The organism is Subtercola sp. PAMC28395 (genome assembly GCF_018889995.1).
Taxonomy (GTDB): Bacteria; Actinomycetota; Actinomycetes; order Actinomycetales; family Microbacteriaceae; genus Subtercola.
Genome location: NZ_CP076547.1, coordinates 170,352 through 189,574, shown reverse-complemented (window position 1 = coordinate 189,574; position 19,223 = coordinate 170,352). Strand labels below are relative to the sequence as shown.

At 63.0% G+C, this 19,223-nt stretch carries 21 protein-coding genes; 19 read left to right on the top strand and 2 right to left on the bottom strand.

The annotated features are described in order from the left end of the window. Positions 1–116 precede the first annotated feature (116 nt). Genes secY through map form a run of 3 tightly spaced genes read left to right on the top strand, consistent with a single transcriptional unit; the run spans position 117 to position 2,881 of the window. Positions 117–1,439 carry a preprotein translocase subunit SecY gene (gene secY / locus KPL76_RS00910; RefSeq protein ID WP_205107269.1) on the top strand — a complete coding sequence of 441 codons (1,323 nt, stop codon included), beginning with the start codon at positions 117–119 and terminating at the stop codon, positions 1,437–1,439. Beyond that, entirely contained in the window at positions 1,436–2,026 is a 591-nt protein-coding gene (locus KPL76_RS00905; protein ID WP_216334493.1) for an adenylate kinase, read from the top strand. Before secY ends, KPL76_RS00905 begins: the two co-directional genes overlap by 4 nt. Positions 2,027–2,053: 27 nt before the next feature. Next, positions 2,054–2,881, top strand: a complete 828-nt coding sequence (gene map / locus KPL76_RS00900) for a type I methionyl aminopeptidase (RefSeq protein ID WP_216334492.1) — start codon at positions 2,054–2,056, stop codon at positions 2,879–2,881. Between the two features lie 38 nt (positions 2,882–2,919). Here map and KPL76_RS00895 read toward each other — a convergent pair whose 3' ends face one another. Then, positions 2,920–4,833: a BglG family transcription antiterminator gene (locus KPL76_RS00895; RefSeq protein WP_216334491.1), complete on the bottom strand. Its 1,914-nt coding sequence runs from the start codon at positions 4,831–4,833 to the stop codon at positions 2,920–2,922. 215 nt (positions 4,834–5,048) lie between these two features. Here KPL76_RS00895 and KPL76_RS00890 point away from each other — a divergent pair, with 215 nt between their 5' ends. The 16 genes from KPL76_RS00890 to mtnB all read left to right on the top strand — a co-directional run bounded on the left by KPL76_RS00890 (position 5,049) and on the right by mtnB (position 17,958). After that, positions 5,049–5,381 (top strand): PTS sugar transporter subunit IIB, encoded by a 333-nt coding sequence (locus KPL76_RS00890; protein ID WP_216334490.1) that lies wholly within the window; start codon positions 5,049–5,051, stop codon positions 5,379–5,381. Further along, complete coding sequence (locus tag KPL76_RS00885) at positions 5,378–5,647, top strand: HPr family phosphocarrier protein (RefSeq protein ID WP_216334489.1); 270 nt, start codon at positions 5,378–5,380, stop codon at positions 5,645–5,647. The genes KPL76_RS00890 and KPL76_RS00885 overlap by 4 nt, the downstream gene beginning before the upstream one ends. After that, positions 5,637–7,385 carry a phosphoenolpyruvate--protein phosphotransferase gene (gene ptsP, locus KPL76_RS00880; protein WP_253202277.1) on the top strand — a complete coding sequence of 583 codons (1,749 nt, stop codon included), beginning with the start codon at positions 5,637–5,639 and terminating at the stop codon, positions 7,383–7,385. The genes KPL76_RS00885 and ptsP overlap by 11 nt, the downstream gene beginning before the upstream one ends. After that, positions 7,382–9,001, top strand: a complete 1,620-nt coding sequence (locus KPL76_RS00875) for a PTS mannitol transporter subunit IICB (protein ID WP_253202094.1) — start codon at positions 7,382–7,384, stop codon at positions 8,999–9,001. The genes ptsP and KPL76_RS00875 overlap by 4 nt, the downstream gene beginning before the upstream one ends. 27 nt (positions 9,002–9,028) lie before the next feature. After that, positions 9,029–9,469: a PTS sugar transporter subunit IIA gene (locus KPL76_RS14645; RefSeq protein ID WP_253202093.1), complete on the top strand. Its 441-nt coding sequence runs from the start codon at positions 9,029–9,031 to the stop codon at positions 9,467–9,469. Positions 9,470–9,484: 15 nt separating this feature from the next. Continuing rightward, complete coding sequence (locus KPL76_RS00870) at positions 9,485–10,636, top strand: mannitol-1-phosphate 5-dehydrogenase (protein ID WP_216334488.1); 1,152 nt, start codon at positions 9,485–9,487, stop codon at positions 10,634–10,636. 198 nt (positions 10,637–10,834) lie between these two features. After that, entirely contained in the window at positions 10,835–11,056 is a 222-nt protein-coding gene (gene infA, locus KPL76_RS00865; protein ID WP_055811571.1) for a translation initiation factor IF-1, read from the top strand. 109 nt (positions 11,057–11,165) lie between these two features. Then, on the top strand, positions 11,166–11,282 hold the full coding sequence (rpmJ, locus tag KPL76_RS00860; protein WP_104242511.1) for a 50S ribosomal protein L36: 117 nt from the start codon (positions 11,166–11,168) through the stop codon (positions 11,280–11,282). A gap of 229 nt (positions 11,283–11,511) precedes the next feature. Further along, the gene (rpsM, locus tag KPL76_RS00855; RefSeq protein ID WP_205107293.1) at positions 11,512–11,886 is read left to right on the top strand and encodes a 30S ribosomal protein S13; all 375 of its coding nucleotides are present in this window, start codon (positions 11,512–11,514) and stop codon (positions 11,884–11,886) included. Between the two features lie 62 nt (positions 11,887–11,948). Continuing rightward, positions 11,949–12,347, top strand: a complete 399-nt coding sequence (rpsK, locus tag KPL76_RS00850; protein WP_136641125.1) for a 30S ribosomal protein S11 — start codon at positions 11,949–11,951, stop codon at positions 12,345–12,347. Positions 12,348–12,499: 152 nt separating this feature from the next. Beyond that, positions 12,500–13,489: a DNA-directed RNA polymerase subunit alpha gene (locus KPL76_RS00845; protein WP_116283869.1), complete on the top strand. Its 990-nt coding sequence runs from the start codon at positions 12,500–12,502 to the stop codon at positions 13,487–13,489. 67 nt (positions 13,490–13,556) lie between these two features. Then, a complete protein-coding gene (gene rplQ / locus KPL76_RS00840) occupies positions 13,557–14,141 on the top strand; it encodes a 50S ribosomal protein L17 (protein WP_216334487.1) in 585 nt (194 codons plus the stop codon). 70 nt (positions 14,142–14,211) lie between these two features. Then, positions 14,212–15,282: a hypothetical protein gene (locus KPL76_RS00835; protein ID WP_216334486.1), complete on the top strand. Its 1,071-nt coding sequence runs from the start codon at positions 14,212–14,214 to the stop codon at positions 15,280–15,282. Further along, positions 15,279–16,553 (top strand): phosphotransferase, encoded by a 1,275-nt coding sequence (locus KPL76_RS00830; protein WP_216334485.1) that lies wholly within the window; start codon positions 15,279–15,281, stop codon positions 16,551–16,553. Before KPL76_RS00835 ends, KPL76_RS00830 begins: the two co-directional genes overlap by 4 nt. After that, positions 16,550–17,293 (top strand): acireductone synthase, encoded by a 744-nt coding sequence (gene mtnC, locus KPL76_RS00825; protein WP_216334484.1) that lies wholly within the window; start codon positions 16,550–16,552, stop codon positions 17,291–17,293. The genes KPL76_RS00830 and mtnC overlap by 4 nt, the downstream gene beginning before the upstream one ends. Continuing rightward, complete coding sequence (mtnB, locus tag KPL76_RS00820; protein WP_253202092.1) at positions 17,290–17,958, top strand: methylthioribulose 1-phosphate dehydratase; 669 nt, start codon at positions 17,290–17,292, stop codon at positions 17,956–17,958. The genes mtnC and mtnB overlap by 4 nt, the downstream gene beginning before the upstream one ends. Before the next feature lie 27 nt (positions 17,959–17,985). On the opposite strand, the gene mtnK is transcribed toward mtnB, so the two are convergent. Then, on the bottom strand, positions 17,986–19,212 hold the full coding sequence (gene mtnK / locus KPL76_RS00815) for an S-methyl-5-thioribose kinase (RefSeq protein WP_216334483.1): 1,227 nt from the start codon (positions 19,210–19,212) through the stop codon (positions 17,986–17,988). Positions 19,213–19,223 lie beyond the last annotated feature (11 nt).

The following is a 19,223-nucleotide window of genomic DNA, read 5'->3' as shown; positions in this document are numbered from 1 at the left end:
TGCAACCTGGATCGGAATCAACTAGCGCTCAGTTCGAGTAGAGTCTTCGTGGGAATTCTTTCCTGTGATGGCTGTGCTGTGGCACGTCTCGTATTCATATAGCAGGAGGCCTTTTTTTGTTTAGAGCCGTCGGCAGGATCTTCCGTACTCCGGATCTCCGCCGGAAAATTCTGTTCACGCTCGGCATCGTCGCGCTGTTCAGGCTGGGATCCTTCATCCCCGCCCCCTTCGTCGACTTCGGCAACGTACAGGCCTGCCTGTCAGCCAACCAGAACACCTCGGGCCTGTACGAGCTGGTGAACCTCTTCAGTGGTGGGGCCCTGCTCCAGCTCTCGATCTTCGCGCTCGGCATCATGCCGTACATCACCGCGTCGATCATCGTCCAGCTCCTCCGAGTGGTTATTCCCCACTTCGAGACCCTCTACAAAGAGGGCCAGGCCGGCCAGAGCAAGCTGACCCAGTACACGCGCTACCTCACCATCGCGCTCGGTGTCCTGCAGTCGACAACGCTGATCACGGTTGCGCGAAGTGGCGCACTGTTCGGCACAAGCACGACGACCCAGTGCACGCAGCTGATCACCAACGACGCCTGGTACGCGATTCTGCTGATGGTCATCACCATGACCGCTGGAACCGGCCTCATCATGTGGATGGGTGAGCTTGTCACAGAGCGCGGCATCGGCAATGGAATGTCGCTGCTGATCTTCACGTCGATCGCGGCACGATTCCCGAACTCGCTCGGCGCCATCGCGCAGCAGCAGGGCATCGAGATCCTGGTCTTCGTGATCGCCATCGGCCTGATAATCATGGCCGCTGTCGTCTTCGTCGAACAGTCGCAGAGACGAATACCCGTGCAGTATGCCAAGCGCATGGTCGGCAGACGAACCTACGGTGGCAACAACACCTACATTCCCATCAAGGTGAACATGGCCGGAGTTGTGCCCGTCATCTTCGCGTCGTCGCTGCTGTACCTGCCGGCACTGATTGCGCAGTTCAACCAGCCCGCGGCCGGCCAGGAACCAGCAGCCTGGGTGACGTGGGTCACGAACTACCTCACCAAGGGCGATCACCCGCTCTACATGCTCCTGTACTTCCTGCTCATCGTCGGGTTCACGTACTTCTATGTGGCGATCACTTTCAACCCTGAAGAGGTGGCCGACAACATGAAGAAGTACGGTGGCTTCATTCCGGGTATCCGTGCGGGTCGTCCGACAGCTGAATATCTCGACTATGTGCTGACGCGAATCACGCTTCCCGGTTCGTTCTATCTCGGCATCATCGCGCTCGTTCCCCTCATTGCGTATTCGCTCGTCGGAGCCAACCAGAACTTCCCCTTCGGTGGTGCCTCGATCCTGATCATCGTCGGTGTCGGCCTCGAGACAGTCAAACAGATCGATTCGCAACTCCAGCAGCGTCACTATGAAGGACTCCTGCGATGACACGAATGCTCCTGATCGGGCCACCCGGGGCAGGCAAGGGTACGCAGGCAGTGCGGCTCTCTGCGGCCTACGGAATCCCGGCGATATCGACCGGCGATATCTTCCGGGCGAACGTCGAACAGGGCTCCGAGCTCGGCCTCCAGGCCAAACAGTTCATGGACGCAGGTAAGTACGTACCCGACAGTCTCACGAATGACCTTGTGAGAAGTCGTCTGAACGATGCAGACGTGTCCGACGGGTTCCTGCTCGACGGTTACCCCCGCACGAGCGCGCAGGTCGACGAACTCGATGACATCCTGGCCCAGAGTGGTCACGCGCTCGACGTGGTCGTTCTGATTGTCGCCGAGAAAGACGAGATCGTCACGCGGTTGTCGAAACGTGCCATCGAGCAGGGGCGCAGCGACGACACGGTCGACGTCATCCGGCACCGCTTCGAGGTCTACGAAGAGCAGACAGCACCATTGATCTCGATCTACACTGCCCGAGGGTTGGTTGTCGAGGTCGATGGCCTCGGCGCCGTCGACGATGTCACGGGACGCATTGTGTCGGCCCTCACTGCGCGGGGCCTCGCCCAGCCAGTGGCCTGACGCGACACCGCCCAGTCACCTGATCCCATGGCTTTTCGCACATCGATCTACAAGACTCCCGACGAGCTCCGGCTGATGGTCGCGCCGGGCCTCGCGACCCTCGCCTCACTCGATGCGGTGCGCGAGGCCATCAGGCCTGGCGTCACCACCCTCGAGCTCGATTCGATCGCCGACGCCGCCATCCGCGCCCTCGGCGGGCGGTCCAATTTCCAGATGGTGCCCGGTTACCGTCACACCATCTGTGCGTCGGTCAATGAGAACGTCGTGCACGGCATCCCGGATGACCGGCCCCTCGAGCCCGGAGACATCGTGTCGATCGACTCGGGTGCCGATGTGGGCGGCTGGAGCGGGGATTCCGCGATCACCGTAGTCGTTCCCGGTGCAAGCCCGGCCATGTCAGGCCCACGCCATCACCTCAGCGACGTCACTGAAGCATCGCTGTGGCACGGCATCGCCCGGCTCGCCTCGGCGAAGCATCTCAATGAGGTCGGTGCAGCCATCGAGGAGTACATCGACTCCCAGGGCGAGTTCGGCATTCTGACCGACTACATCGGTCATGGAATCGGGCGGAGCATGCACGAGGATCCACCGGTCTACAACTATCGGGTGCGCGCAAAGGGCCCCGCTGTGAGGCCCGGGCTCGTGGTGGCCATCGAGCCCATGGTGACCTCAGGAAGCATCGACACGCTGACCCTCGACGATGACTGGACTGTCGCCACTGCAGACGGCAGCATGTCCGCTCATTGGGAGCATTCCGTCGCCGTGCACGCCGGCGGGATCTGGGTGCTGACCGCAGCGGACGGTGGCGCATCGAAGCTGGCGCCCCTTGGCGTCCGCCCGGTTCCGATTTCCTGAGCACAGTCCGCGTGGGCGCAGAGTGCCCGCTGGATGCCCTACGCGTCCATCAGGTGCACGAGCTGTTCGATGAACGACGTGAAGTCCGGGGACGCCCGCACGAGCTGTTGCACGTCGTCATGGTCAGAGAAGACTTCGACGAACTGGTCGAAGACCGTCTGGAATGAGTTGCGCCCGTTGCTGCTGAACGCGATCAGCGCCACCACGCTGACCCGGTTCTCGCCCCAGGCCATCGGAGTGTCGTTCAGGGCGATCGCGATCGCCGTTCTGTTTGCGGTCATCAGCATCGAATGGGGCACGGCGACGGAATCGGTGAACGCCGTCGACGACATCCGCTCGCGCGTGATGGCCGCTTCGATGTAGTCGTTGTCGATGATCCCTGCCTCGAGCATCCGTTCGCCCAGCTGGCGGATCATGTCTGCTTCTGATGTTGCCCGCAGATTCCGCACGAACTGATCTTCGCTGAAGTACAGGAGCAGTTCGTCTTTGAGCTGCCTGCGTCGCTGGCCACGCCTCACGCGGTTTGCTGCCTTGCGGATGCTCTCGACGTCGGCGTCGGTGAGAAACGGTTGAACGAGCACGACGTTCTCGGTCAGTGCCAGCGCAGGGACGGTCGTGATCACCAAGTCAGTCGAGATCTCGCTGCGGTCGATATCGGTGCGTGTGATGATCTTGTCGACGCGTACCTGGTCTCCGAGCGCATGCTCGAGCCGGCGCAACATCATCAGGTGGATGTCGTGGTAGTTCGGGAAGACGAGGGTGCAGGTCACCATTTCTTCTCGCCGGGCCTGGCGTTCGAGGTGCGAACCGACATGCAGGGCGATGTATGCGATCTCATCGTCGTTGATCGTGATGCTCTCGCGCTGCTGGATCTCGCTGGCGATGTAGACCGCGAGTTCATAGGTCATCGGGTACGAGGTCTTTATCGAGCGCGTCATGGGGTTTCGCGAGAACGAGCTGACCCTGGCTCTCGCGACGAGGTTGCGCACGTGCAGGGCGAGCCTGACCGCGAACTCGTCGTCATCGAGATCGATCAGGTATTGGGCGCTGGCCTGCTTGGCTACGAGTTTGATGAATTCGACGTCGTCGGTGAGGCCCAGTTCGTCGGTCTGCACCGGAGCGGGCAGGTCATGCCCCGGCGTGATCACCCGTGTCGTGAGCAGGAGCACGATGTGATCGAGGTCGGCGTTCGGCAACGACACTCCGAAGTGCCGGTCGACGAGCGTCAGGATGCCCGCGGCAACGTCGGACTGGCCGGGCACCGGTGCGCTGGCCGACTCGAGGAACTGGTCTTTTGAGATGCGGTCGACCGCGATGGCGAGGTGCAGCATCACGCTGTCGAGCCCATATTCGTTGATGAAGTACCCGCCGGAGTCGAGCAGTTCGAGTAGCTCTGTCTTGAAGACGGCCAGGTTCTCGGAGGCGAATTCGTTCTGGATCCGCTCGATCTCGAGAAAGCCGCGGGCGCTCTCCTCGCGGAACATCTTGCTGATGAGGGCGCGCCGATCTTCTTCGGACCCCGTGATCAGAAGCAGGCTGCCCTGGCGACCCAGAGAGAGGTTCGACTCACTGAGGAGAGGGCGGATCTTGCGGAGATCGGCCTCCAGTGTTGAATCGCTCACGAAGAGACGTGCGGCCAGCTCGTAGAGATCGAGGCCGTCGGGCGCATCGAGCAACCGGCGGACCACATGGTAGAGCCGGTCTCCGGGTGTCTCCGGTTCGCTCGCCCGGGTTCGCGTCGACAGGTACGCAGCGTAGGCTTCGCGGTTCAGCCGGTAGCCCTCTGCCGAAGAAGCAATGATGTCGAGCGGCTCAGCCGCCGACTTTGCAGCCGTGACGTAGCTCCGGACACTGCGTGTCGTCACACCCAGGCGATCCGCCAGCTGCGCTGAGGTGATCCAGCCGGAGGATTCGGCCAGGTACTCCAGCAATCGTTGGCGTTTGTCAGCCATGTGTGTAACCCGTCATTGGAGAAACTCTAGACACCTTTCGGTGTGTCGGTGGCCGCATGCCCGATGTTCTTGCACATTTCCGCAGGGGCGGAAGGTTTCCTGCTGGAAGCGAGGAGTGGATCCGCCGCACACTTACTTGTGCACAGCCTGTAGGGGCACCGAATTCTTGCACAGAGCAAGACGGACCAGCACGATCGCGCAAGGGGGCGAGAAACGTGAAGAGAATTCTTGTGGTCTGCGGCGCAGGCGCATCGAGCACGTTCCTGGTTCACCGCATGCGCAAGGTGGCAGCGATGAGAGGGCTCGAGCTCACCATCACGGCCACCAGCCAGAGCGAGTTGGCTGCCGCCATTGCCGACAGCGATGCCCTGCTCGTCGGGCCGCATCTCGCACCGGAGTACACAGCGCTGGCAGCGTCAGCAAGGCTCGTCGGTGTGCCGAGTGCACTGCTGCCGTCAACGGCCTTTTCGGCCGGGGGAGACGACGAAGCTCTCACCCTCGCCCTCACTCTCTTCGACCACCCACAGACAGAAAGCCTGCTCTCATGACGGAACGAACTGCACTCATCGCCTCGACACACGGTCTGCACGCCAGGCCGGCGTCGCTCTTCACCCAGGCCGTCGCGAAGTCGGGCGCCAAGGTCACGATCTCGAAGCCCGAAAGCAAATCGGTCAATGCCGCCAGCATTCTCGGCGTCATCTCGCTCGGTATCGAAAGCGGTGACACTGTCACGCTGAGCGCAGAAGGTGACGACTCCGTCAGCGTTCTCGAAGACCTCGTCGCACTACTCGAGAGGGACCTCGATGCTGAGTGACAAGCAGGGCGCAGCCGTGATGGATGCGCCTGTCACCCGCCGCCTTCAGGGTGCCGGTATCGGTCGGGGGCTTGCCGTCGGTGTTGTGGCACGGATGCCCGAACCACTGCCGGAGCCCACGAATTCGCCGAGCGGGCTGACACCGGGTGCCGAATCGACCCGTGCAACGACGGCACTCGCCGCCACAGCGTCGGACATCCGCACCAGGGCTGAGAATGCCGGCGGCACCGCGGGCGATGTTCTCCAGGCACAGGCATACATGGCTGAAGACCCGACCCTCCTGGAGGACGTCGAGGCGCGCATACTCAGTGGGCTGACCGCTGAACGTGCTGTATTCGAAGCCTTCGCCGGATTCCGCGAGCTCCTGGTGGGTATGGGCGGGTACATGGCCGAGCGGGCAACCGATCTCGACGACATCTCCCAGCGCGCTGTGGCCCGGCTGCAGGGAGTTGCGGCCCCCGGAATACCCGACCCCGGGCATCCATTCGTGCTCGTCGCTCGTGACCTCGCTCCAGCGGATACGGCTCTGCTCGATCTGACCACGGTTCTGGCACTCGTGACAAGCGAGGGTGGCCCGACCTCCCACACGGCGATCCTTGCCAGGGACAAAGCCATCGTCGCGGTTGTGGGTGCGGTGGGCGCAGCTGAGCTTCGCGAGGGCGAGCTGGTCATCGTCGACGCCGCCACCGGCACGATCGTCGCCTCACCGATCGACGACGAGGTGGCAGCGGCGCACGCGGACCTCCTCGAGCGGAGCACTCGCACGACGGCCCTCACGGGCGCCGGCACGATGGCAGACGGCACGCTGATTCCGCTGCTGGCCAATCTGGGTTCTGCAGCGGCAGCGGCCGACGCCGTTGCCAAGGGCGCTGAGGGCGTCGGGCTCTTTCGCACCGAGTTCCTCTTTCTCGACCAGACTGAAGCTCCCACGGTCGCGGCACAGCAGGCCGAGTACACCGCGCTGCTCTCAGCGTTCGCCGGCAAGAAGGTCGTCGTCCGGGCACTCGACGCTGGCGCCGACAAACCGCTGAGCTTTCTGAATGACGCTGCTGAAGAGAATCCCGCGCTCGGGCTCCGAGGCTTGCGGGCATTGAGGGCGAACGAGCAGATCCTGCGGGACCAGCTCACGGCGCTCGCCAACGCGGCTGCCGTCACCGATGCCGATCTCTGGGTGATGGCGCCCATGGTCTCGACTGTCGAGGAGACCCGGTACTTCACCGGCCTCGGGCGTGAACTCGGGCTCCAGACGCTCGGCGTCATGGTCGAAGTTCCGTCAGCGGCGCTACTGGCCGACCGGATTCTCGCCGACGCGGATTTTGCGAGCATCGGCACCAACGACCTCACCCAGTACACCCTCGCTGCAGACCGACTCCTCGGGTCGGTGGCCGCCTTCCAGGATCCCTGGCACCCGGCCGTGCTTCGACTCGTCGGAGAAGTCGGTCGGGCCGGAGCAGCACTCGGCAAGCCCGTCGGCGTGTGCGGCGAGGCGGCAGCAGACCCGCTGTTGGCCGTCGTGCTGGTCGGCCTCGGCGTGACGAGCCTGTCGATGTCGCCAGCTGCCCTCGCCGATGTGAGGGGCGAACTCGCGCTCTACTCCCTCGAGCAGGCCCAGCAGTTCGCCATGGTCGCGCTCGCGGCGAACTCGGCTTTCGAAGCCAAGGCCGCTGTGGTTGAGGCCCTCTCAGATTCACAATCCCACCCTGAAACACCCACTCACAATGAAGGAGCACGGCAATGACAACGTTGTCACAACCACAGACCAGCGGCCCGGGCGCTGCCACAAAGCCAGGGGGTGCCAGGGTCGCCGTTCAGCGGTTCGGTACCTTCCTCAGCGGAATGGTCATGCCGAACATCGCCGCGTTCATCGCGTGGGGTCTCATCACGGCCCTGTTCATCAAGACCGGCTGGCTGGCGCAGTTCGGCATCCTGGTTCCGGTCGTCGGCGGGTTCCCGAACGCTGACGGTACCGAGAACGTCGGTCTCGTCGGCCCGATGATCACGTACCTTCTGCCCCTGCTCATCGCGAACACGGGTGGCCGGATGATCTACAGCACGCGAGGCGGTGTCGTCGCCGTTGTGGCGACCATGGGTGTCATCGTGGGCAGCCCCGTTCCCATGTTCATCGGCGCGATGGTCATGGGGCCGCTGGCGGCATGGATCATGAAGCAGGTCGACAAGATCTGGGCGAACAAGGTCAAGCCCGGCTTCGAGATGCTCGTCGACAACTTCTCTGCCGGTATTCTGGGTGCGATTCTTGCGATCGCCGGGTTCTTCCTGGTGGCTCCGCTGATCACCGCGTTGAGTGCCGCACTCGAGTCGGCCGTGAACTGGCTCGTCTCCCTTTCGCTGCTGCCGCTGGCGAGCATCCTGGTCGAGCCGGGAAAGGTGCTTTTCCTCAACAACGCGATCAACCACGGTGTGTTCACCCCGCTGGGAGTCCAGCAGGTCGCCGAGAACGGCAAGAGCATCCTGTTCCTGATCGAGGCGAACCCCGGCCCCGGCGCCGGAATCCTGCTGGCCTTTGCGATCTTCGGTGTCGGTCTTGCCAAGGCGAGCGCCCCTGGCGCATTCATCATCCAGTTCTTCGGCGGCATCCACGAGATCTACTTCCCGTATGTGCTGATGAAGCCGATGACGATCATCGCAGCGATCCTCGGCGGCATGACGGGCGTGTTCGTCAACGTTCTGTTCCAGACGGGGCTCAGGGCACCCGCTTCGCCCGGCAGCATCATCGCCGTGTTGATCCAGACCGCGCCTGACAGCTATGTCGGCGTCATCCTCTCGGTCATCCTCTCCGCTTCGGTGTCGTTCCTGGTGACGGCTGTCATTCTGCGGGCGACCCGCAAGCGTGACCTCGCAAACGAGAACGCTGGCGACCTCAGCGCGGCCATCGCGCAGACCGAGGCCAACAAGGGCAAGTCGAGTTCTGTTCTCTCCCACCTGCAGGCAGATGGCCTGGCAAACGAAGATGTCGCTCTCAAGGCCATGGCCGCCCAGGGTGGTTTCGAGTCAGCCGAAGAGGTCGAACGCATCCAGGAAGCCCAGAACCTCTCGGCCATCCACAACATCGTGTTCGCCTGCGACGCGGGAATGGGGTCGAGTGCGATGGGCGCCTCTGTTCTTCGCAACAAGATCAAGAAGGCGGGCATCACTGACGTTACTGTGGTCAACAAGGCGATCAGCAACCTGACCGACGACATCGACCTGGTGATCACTCACCAGGATCTGACGGCGCGGGCCCGGCAGCAGTCGCCCAGTGCAGAACATGTCTCTGTGGAGAATTTCATGTCGAGCCCGAAGTACGACGAGATCGTCGGGCTTCTGCAGAACCAGAGCCACAACCAAAAGGCGTAGCAACGTCAGAAGGAGAACAGCAGTCTCATGAGCGACACCGTACTCACCCTGAACTCGATCAAGATCAACGGCTCTGCCACCACCAAGGAAGAGGCGATCGCTGAAGCGAACGACCTCCTGCTTGCTGTAGGTGCCGTGTCGAACGGGTACCTGGAGTCGATGCTCGAGCGTGAGGCTTCTGTCTCCACGTACATGGGCAACTATCTGGCAATACCACATGGCACGAACGAGGGCAAAGATGCGATTCTCGCCTCGGCGCTCTCGTTCGTGCGGTACGCCAAGCCGATCGACTGGAACGGCGAAGAGGTGCGGTTCGTTGTCGGCATCGCCGGAAAAGACGGCGGTCATCTCGACATCCTGTCGAAGATCGCCATCATCTTCAGCGATGAAGACGAGGTCGAGAAGCTGTTGAAGGCACCCAGTGACGAGGCAGTCTTCGCTCTCCTCGCTGATGTGAACGACGATTAGAAAAGGAAGAACTTCGTGAAAGCCGTACATTTCGGAGCAGGGAACATCGGCCGCGGATTTGTTGGGCTGATCCTGCACAATGCCGGCTACGAAGTGGTGTTCGCCGACGTCAATGCCGAACTCATCGATGCGTTGGCAGCATCGAGCAGTTACCAGGTGTTCGAGGTGGGCATGGCACCGAAGACCTGGACGGTCGGCAACTACCGCGCGCTGAACAGTGCGAGCAACACCGACGCCGTGGTTGAAGAGATAGCGACGGCCGACATCGTCACGACGGCTGTGGGGCCGAGCATCCTGCGCTTCATCGCGCCGCTCATCGCCCGGGCGCTCGACGCCCGAGCCGATTCGCTGCCGCCGCTGCAGGTCATGGCCTGCGAGAACGCCATCAACGCGACGGATGCCCTGCGGGAGCACATCGTCTCCGAGCTCGGTGCCGCCGCCTTCGCCGGTGTCTCGGGGCGGGCCGTCTTCGCGAACACCGCCGTCGACCGCATCGTGCCGGCGCAGGTTCCGCACGCGGGTCTCGACGTCACGGTTGAGGACTTCTTCGAATGGGCGATCGAGAGTGGGCCGTTCGGCGAAGCACCTCCCGAGATCGCCGAGGCGCATTTCGTGCCCGATCTCGCCCCCTTCATCGAGCGCAAGCTCTTCACCGTGAACACCGGTCACGCTGCGACGGCCTATCTCGGGTACCTAGCGGGAGTGGCGACCATCGCCGAGGCGATCTGTGTTCCCGAAATCTTCGTTGCGGTGAAAGCCGTGCTCGATGAGACCAAGGCTCTGCTTGTAGCCAAGCACGAGTTCGACGACGACGTGCAGGAGGCGTATCTCGAGAAGAATCTCACCCGATTCGCGAACCCGTACCTGCCCGACACGGTCGAAAGGGTGGGCAGGGCCCCTCTTCGCAAACTGAGTCTGAACGAGCGTTTCATCGGCCCGGCTGCACAGCTGGCAGAGCGCGGGATCGAACCGGTTGCCCTGCTCGCCGCGGTGCGAGCGGCGCTGAGGTTCGACTTCGCCGGTGACCCGGAAGCAGTTCGACTGCAGGGTCTGCTCTCGTCGGCAACTGCCGAAGAGGCGACGTCAGAGATCACCGGGCTCGAGCCCGGGCATCCACTTTTTGCCAGTGTCGTGCGGGTCATCGAGTCAGTGCAATCGAACCGCTGAAGACCGGCAATATACACCGTTCGTTATGGTAGGCTCGATCTTTGGTGTCTCCGGCGTGTTCACACGCGCTTTGCCCCTCTCTCCAAACCGTCACGATCACGTGTCGGTTCCGAACGAAGCGGCGCGGCACCGACAAGAAGAACGCACGACCAGTAGTCACTATTTAAGTGAAACGCAATTTATAGCAGACAGTGAGTTATGGCCAAAAAAGACGGTGTCATCGAGATCGAGGGCGCAGTGGTCGAGGCTCTTCCCAACGCGATGTTTCGTGTTGAGTTGACCAACGGACACAGAGTTCTTGCCCACATTTCGGGCAAGATGCGACAGCACTACATCCGTATCCTCCCCGAGGACCGCGTGATTGTGGAGCTCAGCCCGTATGACCTCACCCGTGGTCGTATTGTCTACCGGTACAAATAAGCCGCCGCTATAAATAAGCCCGCCGAATAGCCGCTTCACACGAAGCACCTGCTGGAAAGTAACGGCCGGATCGAACTGAACCGGTACGAAGACAGCGAAAAAGGAAATCATGAAGGTCAACCCCAGCGTCAAGCCCATCTGCGAGCACTGCCGCGTCATCCGACGCAACGGCAACGTGATGGTCATCTGCAAGTCGAACCCGCGCCACAAACAGCGCCAGGGTTGAGTTTTTTCGCCCGCGTCCGCGCGGTCGAAAAAACCCAAGAGCCACTTGGTTTTGTGAGCGCACGCGCTCACAAAACGTATGAATCTCGACTGAAGTCTTACAACTGAATATCGATTGATAGCACGGCCAGAACCGGATGCTCGGCAACGATCATCCGTGGACACCTGCGGTGGAGGCCGCAGCACAGACCGTGCACCACACCTCCACTCATCTACAGGAGCATGCCACCATGGCACGTATTGCAGGAGTAGACATTCCACGCGACAAGCGCGTGGAGGTCGCACTGACTTACATCTACGGCGTTGGCCGTACGAGGGCACTTCAGACCCTCGCCGATACCGAGATCTCGGGCGACATCCGCGTCAAAGACCTCACTGACGAGCAGTTGCTTGCGCTTCGCGAGCACATCGAAGGCGCGTACAAGGTGGAGGGTGACCTCCGCCGCGAGGTCGCCGCCGACATCCGCCGCAAGGTCGAGATCGGCTCCTACCAGGGCATCCGTCACCGCCGCGGGCTTCCCGTGCACGGTCAGCGCACCAAGACCAACGCTCGTACCCGCAAGGGCCCGAAGCGCACCGTAGCCGGCAAGAAGAAGGCCCGATAGCCAACACTTCCGGGTTTCGACCCTGAGGTAAGGCATCGCCATAAACGTTTTAGGAGAACATCATGGCAGCACCAAAATCGGCCGCTCGTAAGCCGCGTCGTAAAGAGAAGAAGAACGTTCCTGTGGGCCAGGCCCACATCAAGTCGACGTTCAACAACACCATCGTGACCATCACTGACCCCTCAGGCGCTGTTCTGAGCTGGGCTTCGTCAGGCACCGTCGGCTTCAAGGGTTCGCGCAAGTCGACCCCGTTCGCCGCCCAGCTGTCTGCTGAGTCTGCTGCTCGCCAGGCACAGGAGCAGGGTGTCAAGAAGGTCGACGTCTTCGTGAAGGGCCCCGGCTCCGGCCGCGAGACCGCGATCCGCTCACTCCAGGCTGCTGGCCTCGAGGTCGGCTCGATCAACGACGTCACCCCGCAGGCGCACAACGGTTGCCGCCCGCCCAAGCGTCGTCGCGTATAGCCTTCCTTTCTTTCAAGCCCGAAGCGGCGTGACGCCTGTGCGTTACGCCGCTCAGGCCGTTCAGCTTTGAAAATTCAATAACGTCGGGCTTAGCCACCCGCATCGCAAACGAAAGTGTCATATAGCGGACACTTCGCCGAAAGGAATCAACAGTGCTCATTGCACAGCGTCCAACGCTCACCGAAGAAAACATCTCGGAGTTCCGTTCGCGGTTCGTCATCGAACCACTGGAACCCGGTTTCGGTTACACCCTCGGTAACTCCCTCCGTCGCACCCTGCTCTCGTCGATCCCGGGAGCTGCTGTCACGAGCATCCGCCTCGACGGCGTACTTCACGAGTTCAGCACGATTCCCGGTGTCAAAGAAGATGTCACCGAGATCATCCTGAACATCAAGGGCCTGGTCGTCTCGAGCGAGCACGATGAGCCGATCACCGCCTACCTGCGCAAGCACGCGTCTGGCCAGGTCACCGCTGCGGACATCTCTGCACCTGCCGGTGTCGAGATCCACAACCCCGAGCTCGTCATCGCCACTCTGAACGACAAGGCGAAGTTCGAACTCGAACTCATCATCGAGCGCGGCCGTGGATACGTTTCGTCGACCCAGAACCGCAGTGAGTTCAGCGAAGCGGGTCAGATCCCGATCGACTCGATCTACTCGCCCGTTCTGAAGGTCACGTACCGCGTCGAGGCGACTCGTGCCGGTGAGCGCACTGACTTCGACCGCCTCGTGGTCGACGTCGAGACCAAGCCGGCCATCACGCCGCGCGACGCCATCGCTTCGGCCGGTCGCACACTGACCGAGCTGTTCGGCCTCGCTCGCGAGCTGAACACCGCCGCCGAGGGCATCGAGATCGGCCCTGCGCCGGTCGACGCTGTGCTCTCGAGCGAACTCGCCGTACCGATCGAAGACCTCGATCTGTCGGTTCGTTCGTACAACTGCCTCAAGCGTGAGGGCATCAACACCGTCAGCGAGCTCGTAGCGCTGTCGGAGACGCAGCTCATGAACATTCGCAACTTCGGTCAGAAGTCGGTGGATGAGGTCAAAGACAAGCTCGTTGAGCTTGGTCTGTCGCTGAAGGACACGGTGCCCGGCTTTGACGGTGCGCACTTCTACGGCGGCTACGACGACGAGAACATCTAACCCACTTTGTTGTTACCCGGCTTGATGGCCGGGCCGACCGCACAGACTCACTTACTGGAGAAATGAAATGCCAACCCCAACTAAAGGGCCTCGTCTCGGCGGTGGGCCGGCGCACGAGCGCCTCATGCTCGCCAACCTGGCCGCAGCCCTGTTCACCCACAAGAGCATCAAGACCACCGAGACCAAGGCCAAGCGCCTTCGCCCGGTAGCCGAGCGTCTCATCACGTTCGCAAAGAAGGGCGACCTTCACGCCCGCCGCCGCGTTCTTGCCACGATCGGTGACAAGACCGTCGTGCACGAACTCTTCACCGAGATCGCCCCCCTGGTCGCTGAGCGTGACGGGGGCTACACCCGCATCACGAAGCTCGGCTTCCGTAAGGGTGACAACGCATCGATGGTGCAGATCGAGCTCGTTCTCGAGCCCGTGACCCCCAAGGTCCGTGCCAAGCGCACCTCGACTGCTTCGGCCAGCGTCGAGCCCCTCGTCGAGACGCCCGAGGCTGAGGCCCCCGAAGCCGAAGCCTCCGACGTGCCGGTCGAAGAGACCGAGACCGTCGAAGCAAGCGAACCTGTAGCCGAGGAGGCGCCTTCAGAGGCTGCCGCCGAGGTTGAGGCCGACGCTGCCGAGAAGGCTGACGACTCCTCCAAGTAGGTGTGACAGTTCGACAAGCCCCAGACGACTCCATCGAGTCGTCTGGGGCTTTCTTCACGAGGGGAAATGCATGGCCACGGCCCGCACAACGATTCCTGTGCTCGACGACTCGGTTCGAGTGCACGGCCAGACTGTTCACATCCTCGACCGCAGGGTCTTTCCTGAATCCCTGAGCTGGGTTGTCGCCGAATCGGCAGAAGACGTTGCTCGGGCGATTCGGGAGATGGTGACCCAGAGTTCCGGCCCGCTCTTCGCCGCCTACGCGGGTATGGAGATCACCGCATTGCAGGTCGCAGGGCTCGATCTGGCACTCGCGCAGACGCGGATGCAGCAGGCGGGTGCCGCACTGGCTTCGGCGAGGCCCACCAACAATCATCCGCGCGAAGCGGTGAACCATGTACTCGGCGCGGTCGACGCCGCACATTCAACGGGCAACCTCGTCGAATTGGCCCTCGAGGCCGTACGATCGGGGCCACAGGACTATCGAACCCGTAGTTACGCCCTCGGCAGAGAGACTGCGACGTTGCTTGCTGACGGGTCGCGGATCCTCACCCACTGCTGGATGGACAGCTACCTGATCGAACTCGTGCGTGCAGCGGCAGACGCCGGCAAATCGTTCGACTGGGTCGCCACAGAGACGCGCCCCTACCTCCAGGGAGCGAGGCTCACCGCTCACACGCTCGCGGAACTCGGCCAGAACGTCACCCTCATCACCGACGGTATGGGCGCCGCTGCCCTCTCGCCGGGATCATCCATCGGCCCCATCGACGCGCTCGTGACGGCAGCCGATCGGGTGAGCCTCGACGGCAGCGTCGTGAACAAGGTCGGTACGCTCGGTCTGGCGATTGCGGCGTCGGCCTTCGACGTGCCGTTCTTTGCGCTCGTTCAGGCTCCGGATCAGGCCGCCCAGACGGCAGCCGACATCGTCATCGAGGAGCGTGACCCAGCGGAGGTACTTCACACGCTGGGGCGCCGTACGGCATCCGGCCTCGTAACCGAGGCGTGGTACCCCGCCTTCGATGTGACACCCGGGCGGTTCGTGTCGAAGATCGTCACCGACAGGGGTGCCTACTCACCCCAGGAGGTGCACCGCTACTGGTCGGATGCCCGGGCCGAGGTCGACCCCAACGGCGCAGCATGACCGCGTACGCGTCGGCAGGGTACGGGCTGCTCGAAACCAGCAGTGATGTCTCCTCCTATCTGAGAGATTCAGGGCTTCTCTCTCTCGTCGCGCACCACGAGTCGCAGGTGACCGTGGTCGAGGTGACCGCCGGCAACATGAATCGGGTATTCCTGGCGCGCGGACCGCGGGGGAGTCTTGCCGTCAAACAGGCGCCTCCCTGGGTTCAGGTTGCAGGCCCCGGATGGCCGATAGACCCGGGCCGCATCACTTCAGAAGCTCGCACCTATGAGCGTCTGGCCGACCGGGTCCCGGAGTCCATTCCGACCATTGTGCACTTCGACGAACAGCGGCACATCCTCGTGATGGAAGACCTCTCCGACCTCGTCGTGTTGCGTGATGAGCTGGTGGACCAGTTGGCACTCCGTGCTCCCGCCGAATCGAATGGCGAAGGGCGCCCCGATTCCGGCCCCGTGTCATCGACAGCTCGAGATCCGCTGTACGACTGGGGCGATGTCGGCGAGGTCGTGGGCCGGTTCGTCGGTGAACTGTCGAAGTCCACGAGCCGCGCGGGGCTCGGAGAGGCGGAATTCGAACGGCTGGTCGAATCGGCAGCGAACCCTGAACTCTGCCAGCTGACCGTCGATGTCGTGCTCGACGAGCCCTATCGCGCGCATGAACACAACCACTGGCATCCTGTGCTGGATTCACGCGTGCGGGACCTCTATGTCGACGAACACGTCCAGCGCGCGGTCGCGATCGTGCGATCGACGTTCGAGACGGCGAAGCAGGGGCTCGTGCACGGAGACCTGCATACCGGGTCTGTCATGGTCGGCCACCGGGGCGGCTCCCAGGTGACGAAGATCTTCGACCCAGAATTCAGCTTCGTCGGGCCGGTCGGGCTCGACCTCGGTCTCTTCTGGGCGAACATGGAGATCGCAGCGATCGCCGCACGCGCGGTCGGAGACCACTCTGCAGCTGCCTCCCGCCTCGAGGCCGTCACTCGAAGTCGCGTCGCGTTCGCCACACTGTGGAGCGGCGACCCGCTCCTACCCGTCATCGAACGAGAGGCCTGGGGCTTCGCCGGCGTCGAGATGATGCGGAGGGCCGTCGGGTACTCGCACGCCGCAGACATCGACACCCTTCGGAGCGCACAGTGTGAAGCGGCCTCGATCGAGCTCTGCGACACCGCTCTGCGGCACCTGCTTTCAGTGCTGAGTCCTCCACGCACGTCCGCTTTGCTTTCCGTATCCCACCCCGCCTCACCGAGCACGAAGGATCTCCCCGCGTGACACCAGACACAACCCCGTTCTCAGCCTCTCTCTCCGTGCGGGCCAGATTCGTCGTGCTCGATCTGGAGGGCACCACGAGCGCGGCCGGTTTCATCCTCGGCGACCTCTACGACTATGCCCGCCCTCGCCTGGCCGGTTGGCTCGACGATCACGCCTCAGACACCGCGATCGCTGAGGCGCGGGCGCAGGTGATCCAGGACGCCCGGCTTGCCGCTGGCGCCTCAACGAGCGATGTCGTCGCGGTGCTGCACCAGTGGATGGCCGACGACGTCAAAGCGACTCCGTTGAAGACGATCCAGGGCCAGATCTGGGCTGAAGGATTCGCCCGCTCCGAGATCAGCTCGCACTTCTTCGACGATGTCATTCCGAAGCTGCGCCGTTGGCACGATGCGGGGGTCGAACTCGCTGTGTTCTCCTCAGGCTCGATCGCGTCACAGGTACCGTGGTTCCGTCACTCGCCGGCTGGCGACCTGACCGGTCTCATCACCGACTACTTCGACACGGTGAATGCCGGGCCGAAGAAGCTCGCGTCCTCGTACGACACCATCGCCAAGGCGTTGGGCGCACCCGGGTCGGAACTGGTGTTCTTCACCGACAATCCGGGTGAGGTGGCAGCGGCCGCCGAAGCCGGGTGGCAAGTCGTGGCGTTCGCTCGTCAGGGCGAACCGTTCTTCGGAGCCGACTTCGATGGAGCATCCGTTGTCTCGTCGTTCAACGGCGTCGAGGTGAGTGCACCGTGAATGACACTGCACGTGCAGGTGGAGATGGCGCGGTGACCTCGGAATCGGTGTTGTCGGCCGGGGCGGCGCTGGCGACGGAGTCGGCCCGTTTCGCGGCCCGCGGGTGGATGCCCGGCACCGCTGGCAATCTGTCGATGACCCTCGCGCGGAATCCACTGCGTCTGGCCGTGACGGCTTCTGGCCTGGACAAGGGCGAACTGAGCGCGACCGACGTCGTTGTGGTCGATGGAGTCGGAGACTGGGTGGCTGAGGCGGGGTTGCCGTTTCGACAGCCCTCCGCCGAAGCGGGGCTGCACGCGCGTATTGCTGCGGTGACGGGAGCCGGCGCGGTCATCCACGTTCACGCCCTCGCTGCCGTTCGAGCCGGATACCAGTGGCCGCACGGGGTCGAGCTGCACGACCTGGAGATGCTCAAAGGAATCGGGCACAGTGCTCACCATGAGCGAGTCACCATTCCCGTCGTCAGAAACCACCAGGACATGGCGATTCTCGGCGACGACTTCGATAGGGTCTACCTTCCGGCGACGGAATCGACCGCGGAGGTACCGGCGCTGATCGTGGCAGACCACGGTATCTATGCCTGGGGCAGGGATCTCCGGCAGGCGCGATGGCACCTCGAACTCACCGAGGCGCTGCTGCAGATCGCGTTGGCGACGAGGGCGTAGCTTCGCGCCGTCGGCCGGCGAGGTGCCTCACTCTGCCGGCGTTGCTGCGCTCTTCAGAATCAGTGCTGTCTCGGCCGAGAGGTCGTCGGCTGGCCTGCGCGAGGCGTGGGCGAGCGCCAGAGCGCGCCCGGCTCGCAGAACACCCCGTGCAGCGCCCTCCCGCAGAGGTGGCTCCAGCGACTCGATGTCGCTCGCTTTGGCGAACCCGATGATGCGGCGAATGCACTTTGCGCCGGCGAAGACGATGGCGTCGTCGAGGATGCCCGCCAGGAGTGCATCGAGAACGTCGTCATTCCACACCCGTGGGTCGAGCCTGGCCGGCCAGAGCGCGCGGTACTGCGCTTCGAAACTCGCCCAGAGGCGCGACGGCAGGGTCAGGATGAGGGCTGCACGCTCGCTGTCGCCGAGTGCTTCTGCGCGGGCTGCAGCGATCACGAAGTTGGCCCAGAGTGCCCCGAGGTCGAACCCCGTGGGGCCGACGAAACCGAACTCGCTGTCGAAGGCCCGCACCGATGCGGGAGTGGTCGCGGTTGCCGCGCGAACGAAGACGGAGCCCGTGTGCAGGTCGCCATGGATGAGCGATTGCGCCACCGTCATGAATCGCAGTTTGGCCAGGCCGATCTCCTGGACGAGTGCTCTATCGCCCTGGATCGCACGGACATCGGGTTCGTTCGCCGGGAGCACGGCATTGTGCTCGTGCTCGATGTAGGGTTCGGTGAAGACCAGGTCTTCGGTGATCTCGCAGAGTTCGGGGTTGATTGCGCGGGCGACCAGCAGCTTGTGCTCGAGCGGAGACAGGCCCACCGGTGAGGTCGAGAACGCAGCACGGGCCGCATACTGCCCCAGATCATCCGCAGCGTAGGCGTGCACTCGACCGGAATTGAGTTCGTTTCGCCACACCGCATGGTCTGACAGGTCCTCGATGGCGAGGATGTAGTTGGCGTCGTCGAAGTCGTACAGTGCTGGCACATGGCTCGCGTCGGCTTCGAAGTGATGGGCGAGCACGGTCGCTTCGCGAGCGGAGCGTTCCCTTGTCATCGGCCATGACGGGTCGGTGCGAACATGGGGCAGAGACTGCTTGAGAACGAGTGAAGCGCCGCGTGCGTCTCCGACGATGAAGACGAGGTTGAGGTTGCCATCGCCCACCTCCCTCACAGACGTCACGCTGGAGGCATCGATGTGCCCGGCGAGCGCAGCTCGACTGGACAGGTAGGGGACGACCGTGTCGGCGGTCAGGATTGAGAAGTCGATCATCTGCGCTGTCT

Bases quoted from the DNA above. Each gene is read 5' to 3' on its own strand.
- map (WP_216334492.1), top strand. From the start codon at position 2,054: ATGGCTTTTCGCACATCGATCTACAAGACTCCCGACGAGCTCCGGCTG.
- rplQ (WP_216334487.1), top strand. From the start codon at position 13,557: ATGCCAACCCCAACTAAAGGGCCTCGTCTCGGCGGTGGGCCGGCGCAC.
- KPL76_RS00895 (WP_216334491.1), bottom strand. From the start codon at position 4,833: ATGGCTGACAAACGCCAACGATTGCTGGAGTACCTGGCCGAATCCTCC.
- KPL76_RS00830 (WP_216334485.1), top strand. From the start codon at position 15,279: ATGACCGCGTACGCGTCGGCAGGGTACGGGCTGCTCGAAACCAGCAGT.
- infA (WP_055811571.1), top strand. From the start codon at position 10,835: ATGGCCAAAAAAGACGGTGTCATCGAGATCGAGGGCGCAGTGGTCGAG.
- rpsM (WP_205107293.1), top strand. From the start codon at position 11,512: ATGGCACGTATTGCAGGAGTAGACATTCCACGCGACAAGCGCGTGGAG.
- KPL76_RS00835 (WP_216334486.1), top strand. From the start codon at position 14,212: ATGGCCACGGCCCGCACAACGATTCCTGTGCTCGACGACTCGGTTCGA.
- mtnK (WP_216334483.1), bottom strand. From the start codon at position 19,212: ATGATCGACTTCTCAATCCTGACCGCCGACACGGTCGTCCCCTACCTG.
- rpmJ (WP_104242511.1), top strand. From the start codon at position 11,166: ATGAAGGTCAACCCCAGCGTCAAGCCCATCTGCGAGCACTGCCGCGTC.
- KPL76_RS00885 (WP_216334489.1), top strand. From the start codon at position 5,378: ATGACGGAACGAACTGCACTCATCGCCTCGACACACGGTCTGCACGCC.
- KPL76_RS00875 (WP_253202094.1), top strand. From the start codon at position 7,382: ATGACAACGTTGTCACAACCACAGACCAGCGGCCCGGGCGCTGCCACA.
- KPL76_RS14645 (WP_253202093.1), top strand. From the start codon at position 9,029: ATGAGCGACACCGTACTCACCCTGAACTCGATCAAGATCAACGGCTCT.
- rpsK (WP_136641125.1), top strand. From the start codon at position 11,949: ATGGCAGCACCAAAATCGGCCGCTCGTAAGCCGCGTCGTAAAGAGAAG.
- ptsP (WP_253202277.1), top strand. From the start codon at position 5,637: ATGCTGAGTGACAAGCAGGGCGCAGCCGTGATGGATGCGCCTGTCACC.
- KPL76_RS00905 (WP_216334493.1), top strand. From the start codon at position 1,436: ATGACACGAATGCTCCTGATCGGGCCACCCGGGGCAGGCAAGGGTACG.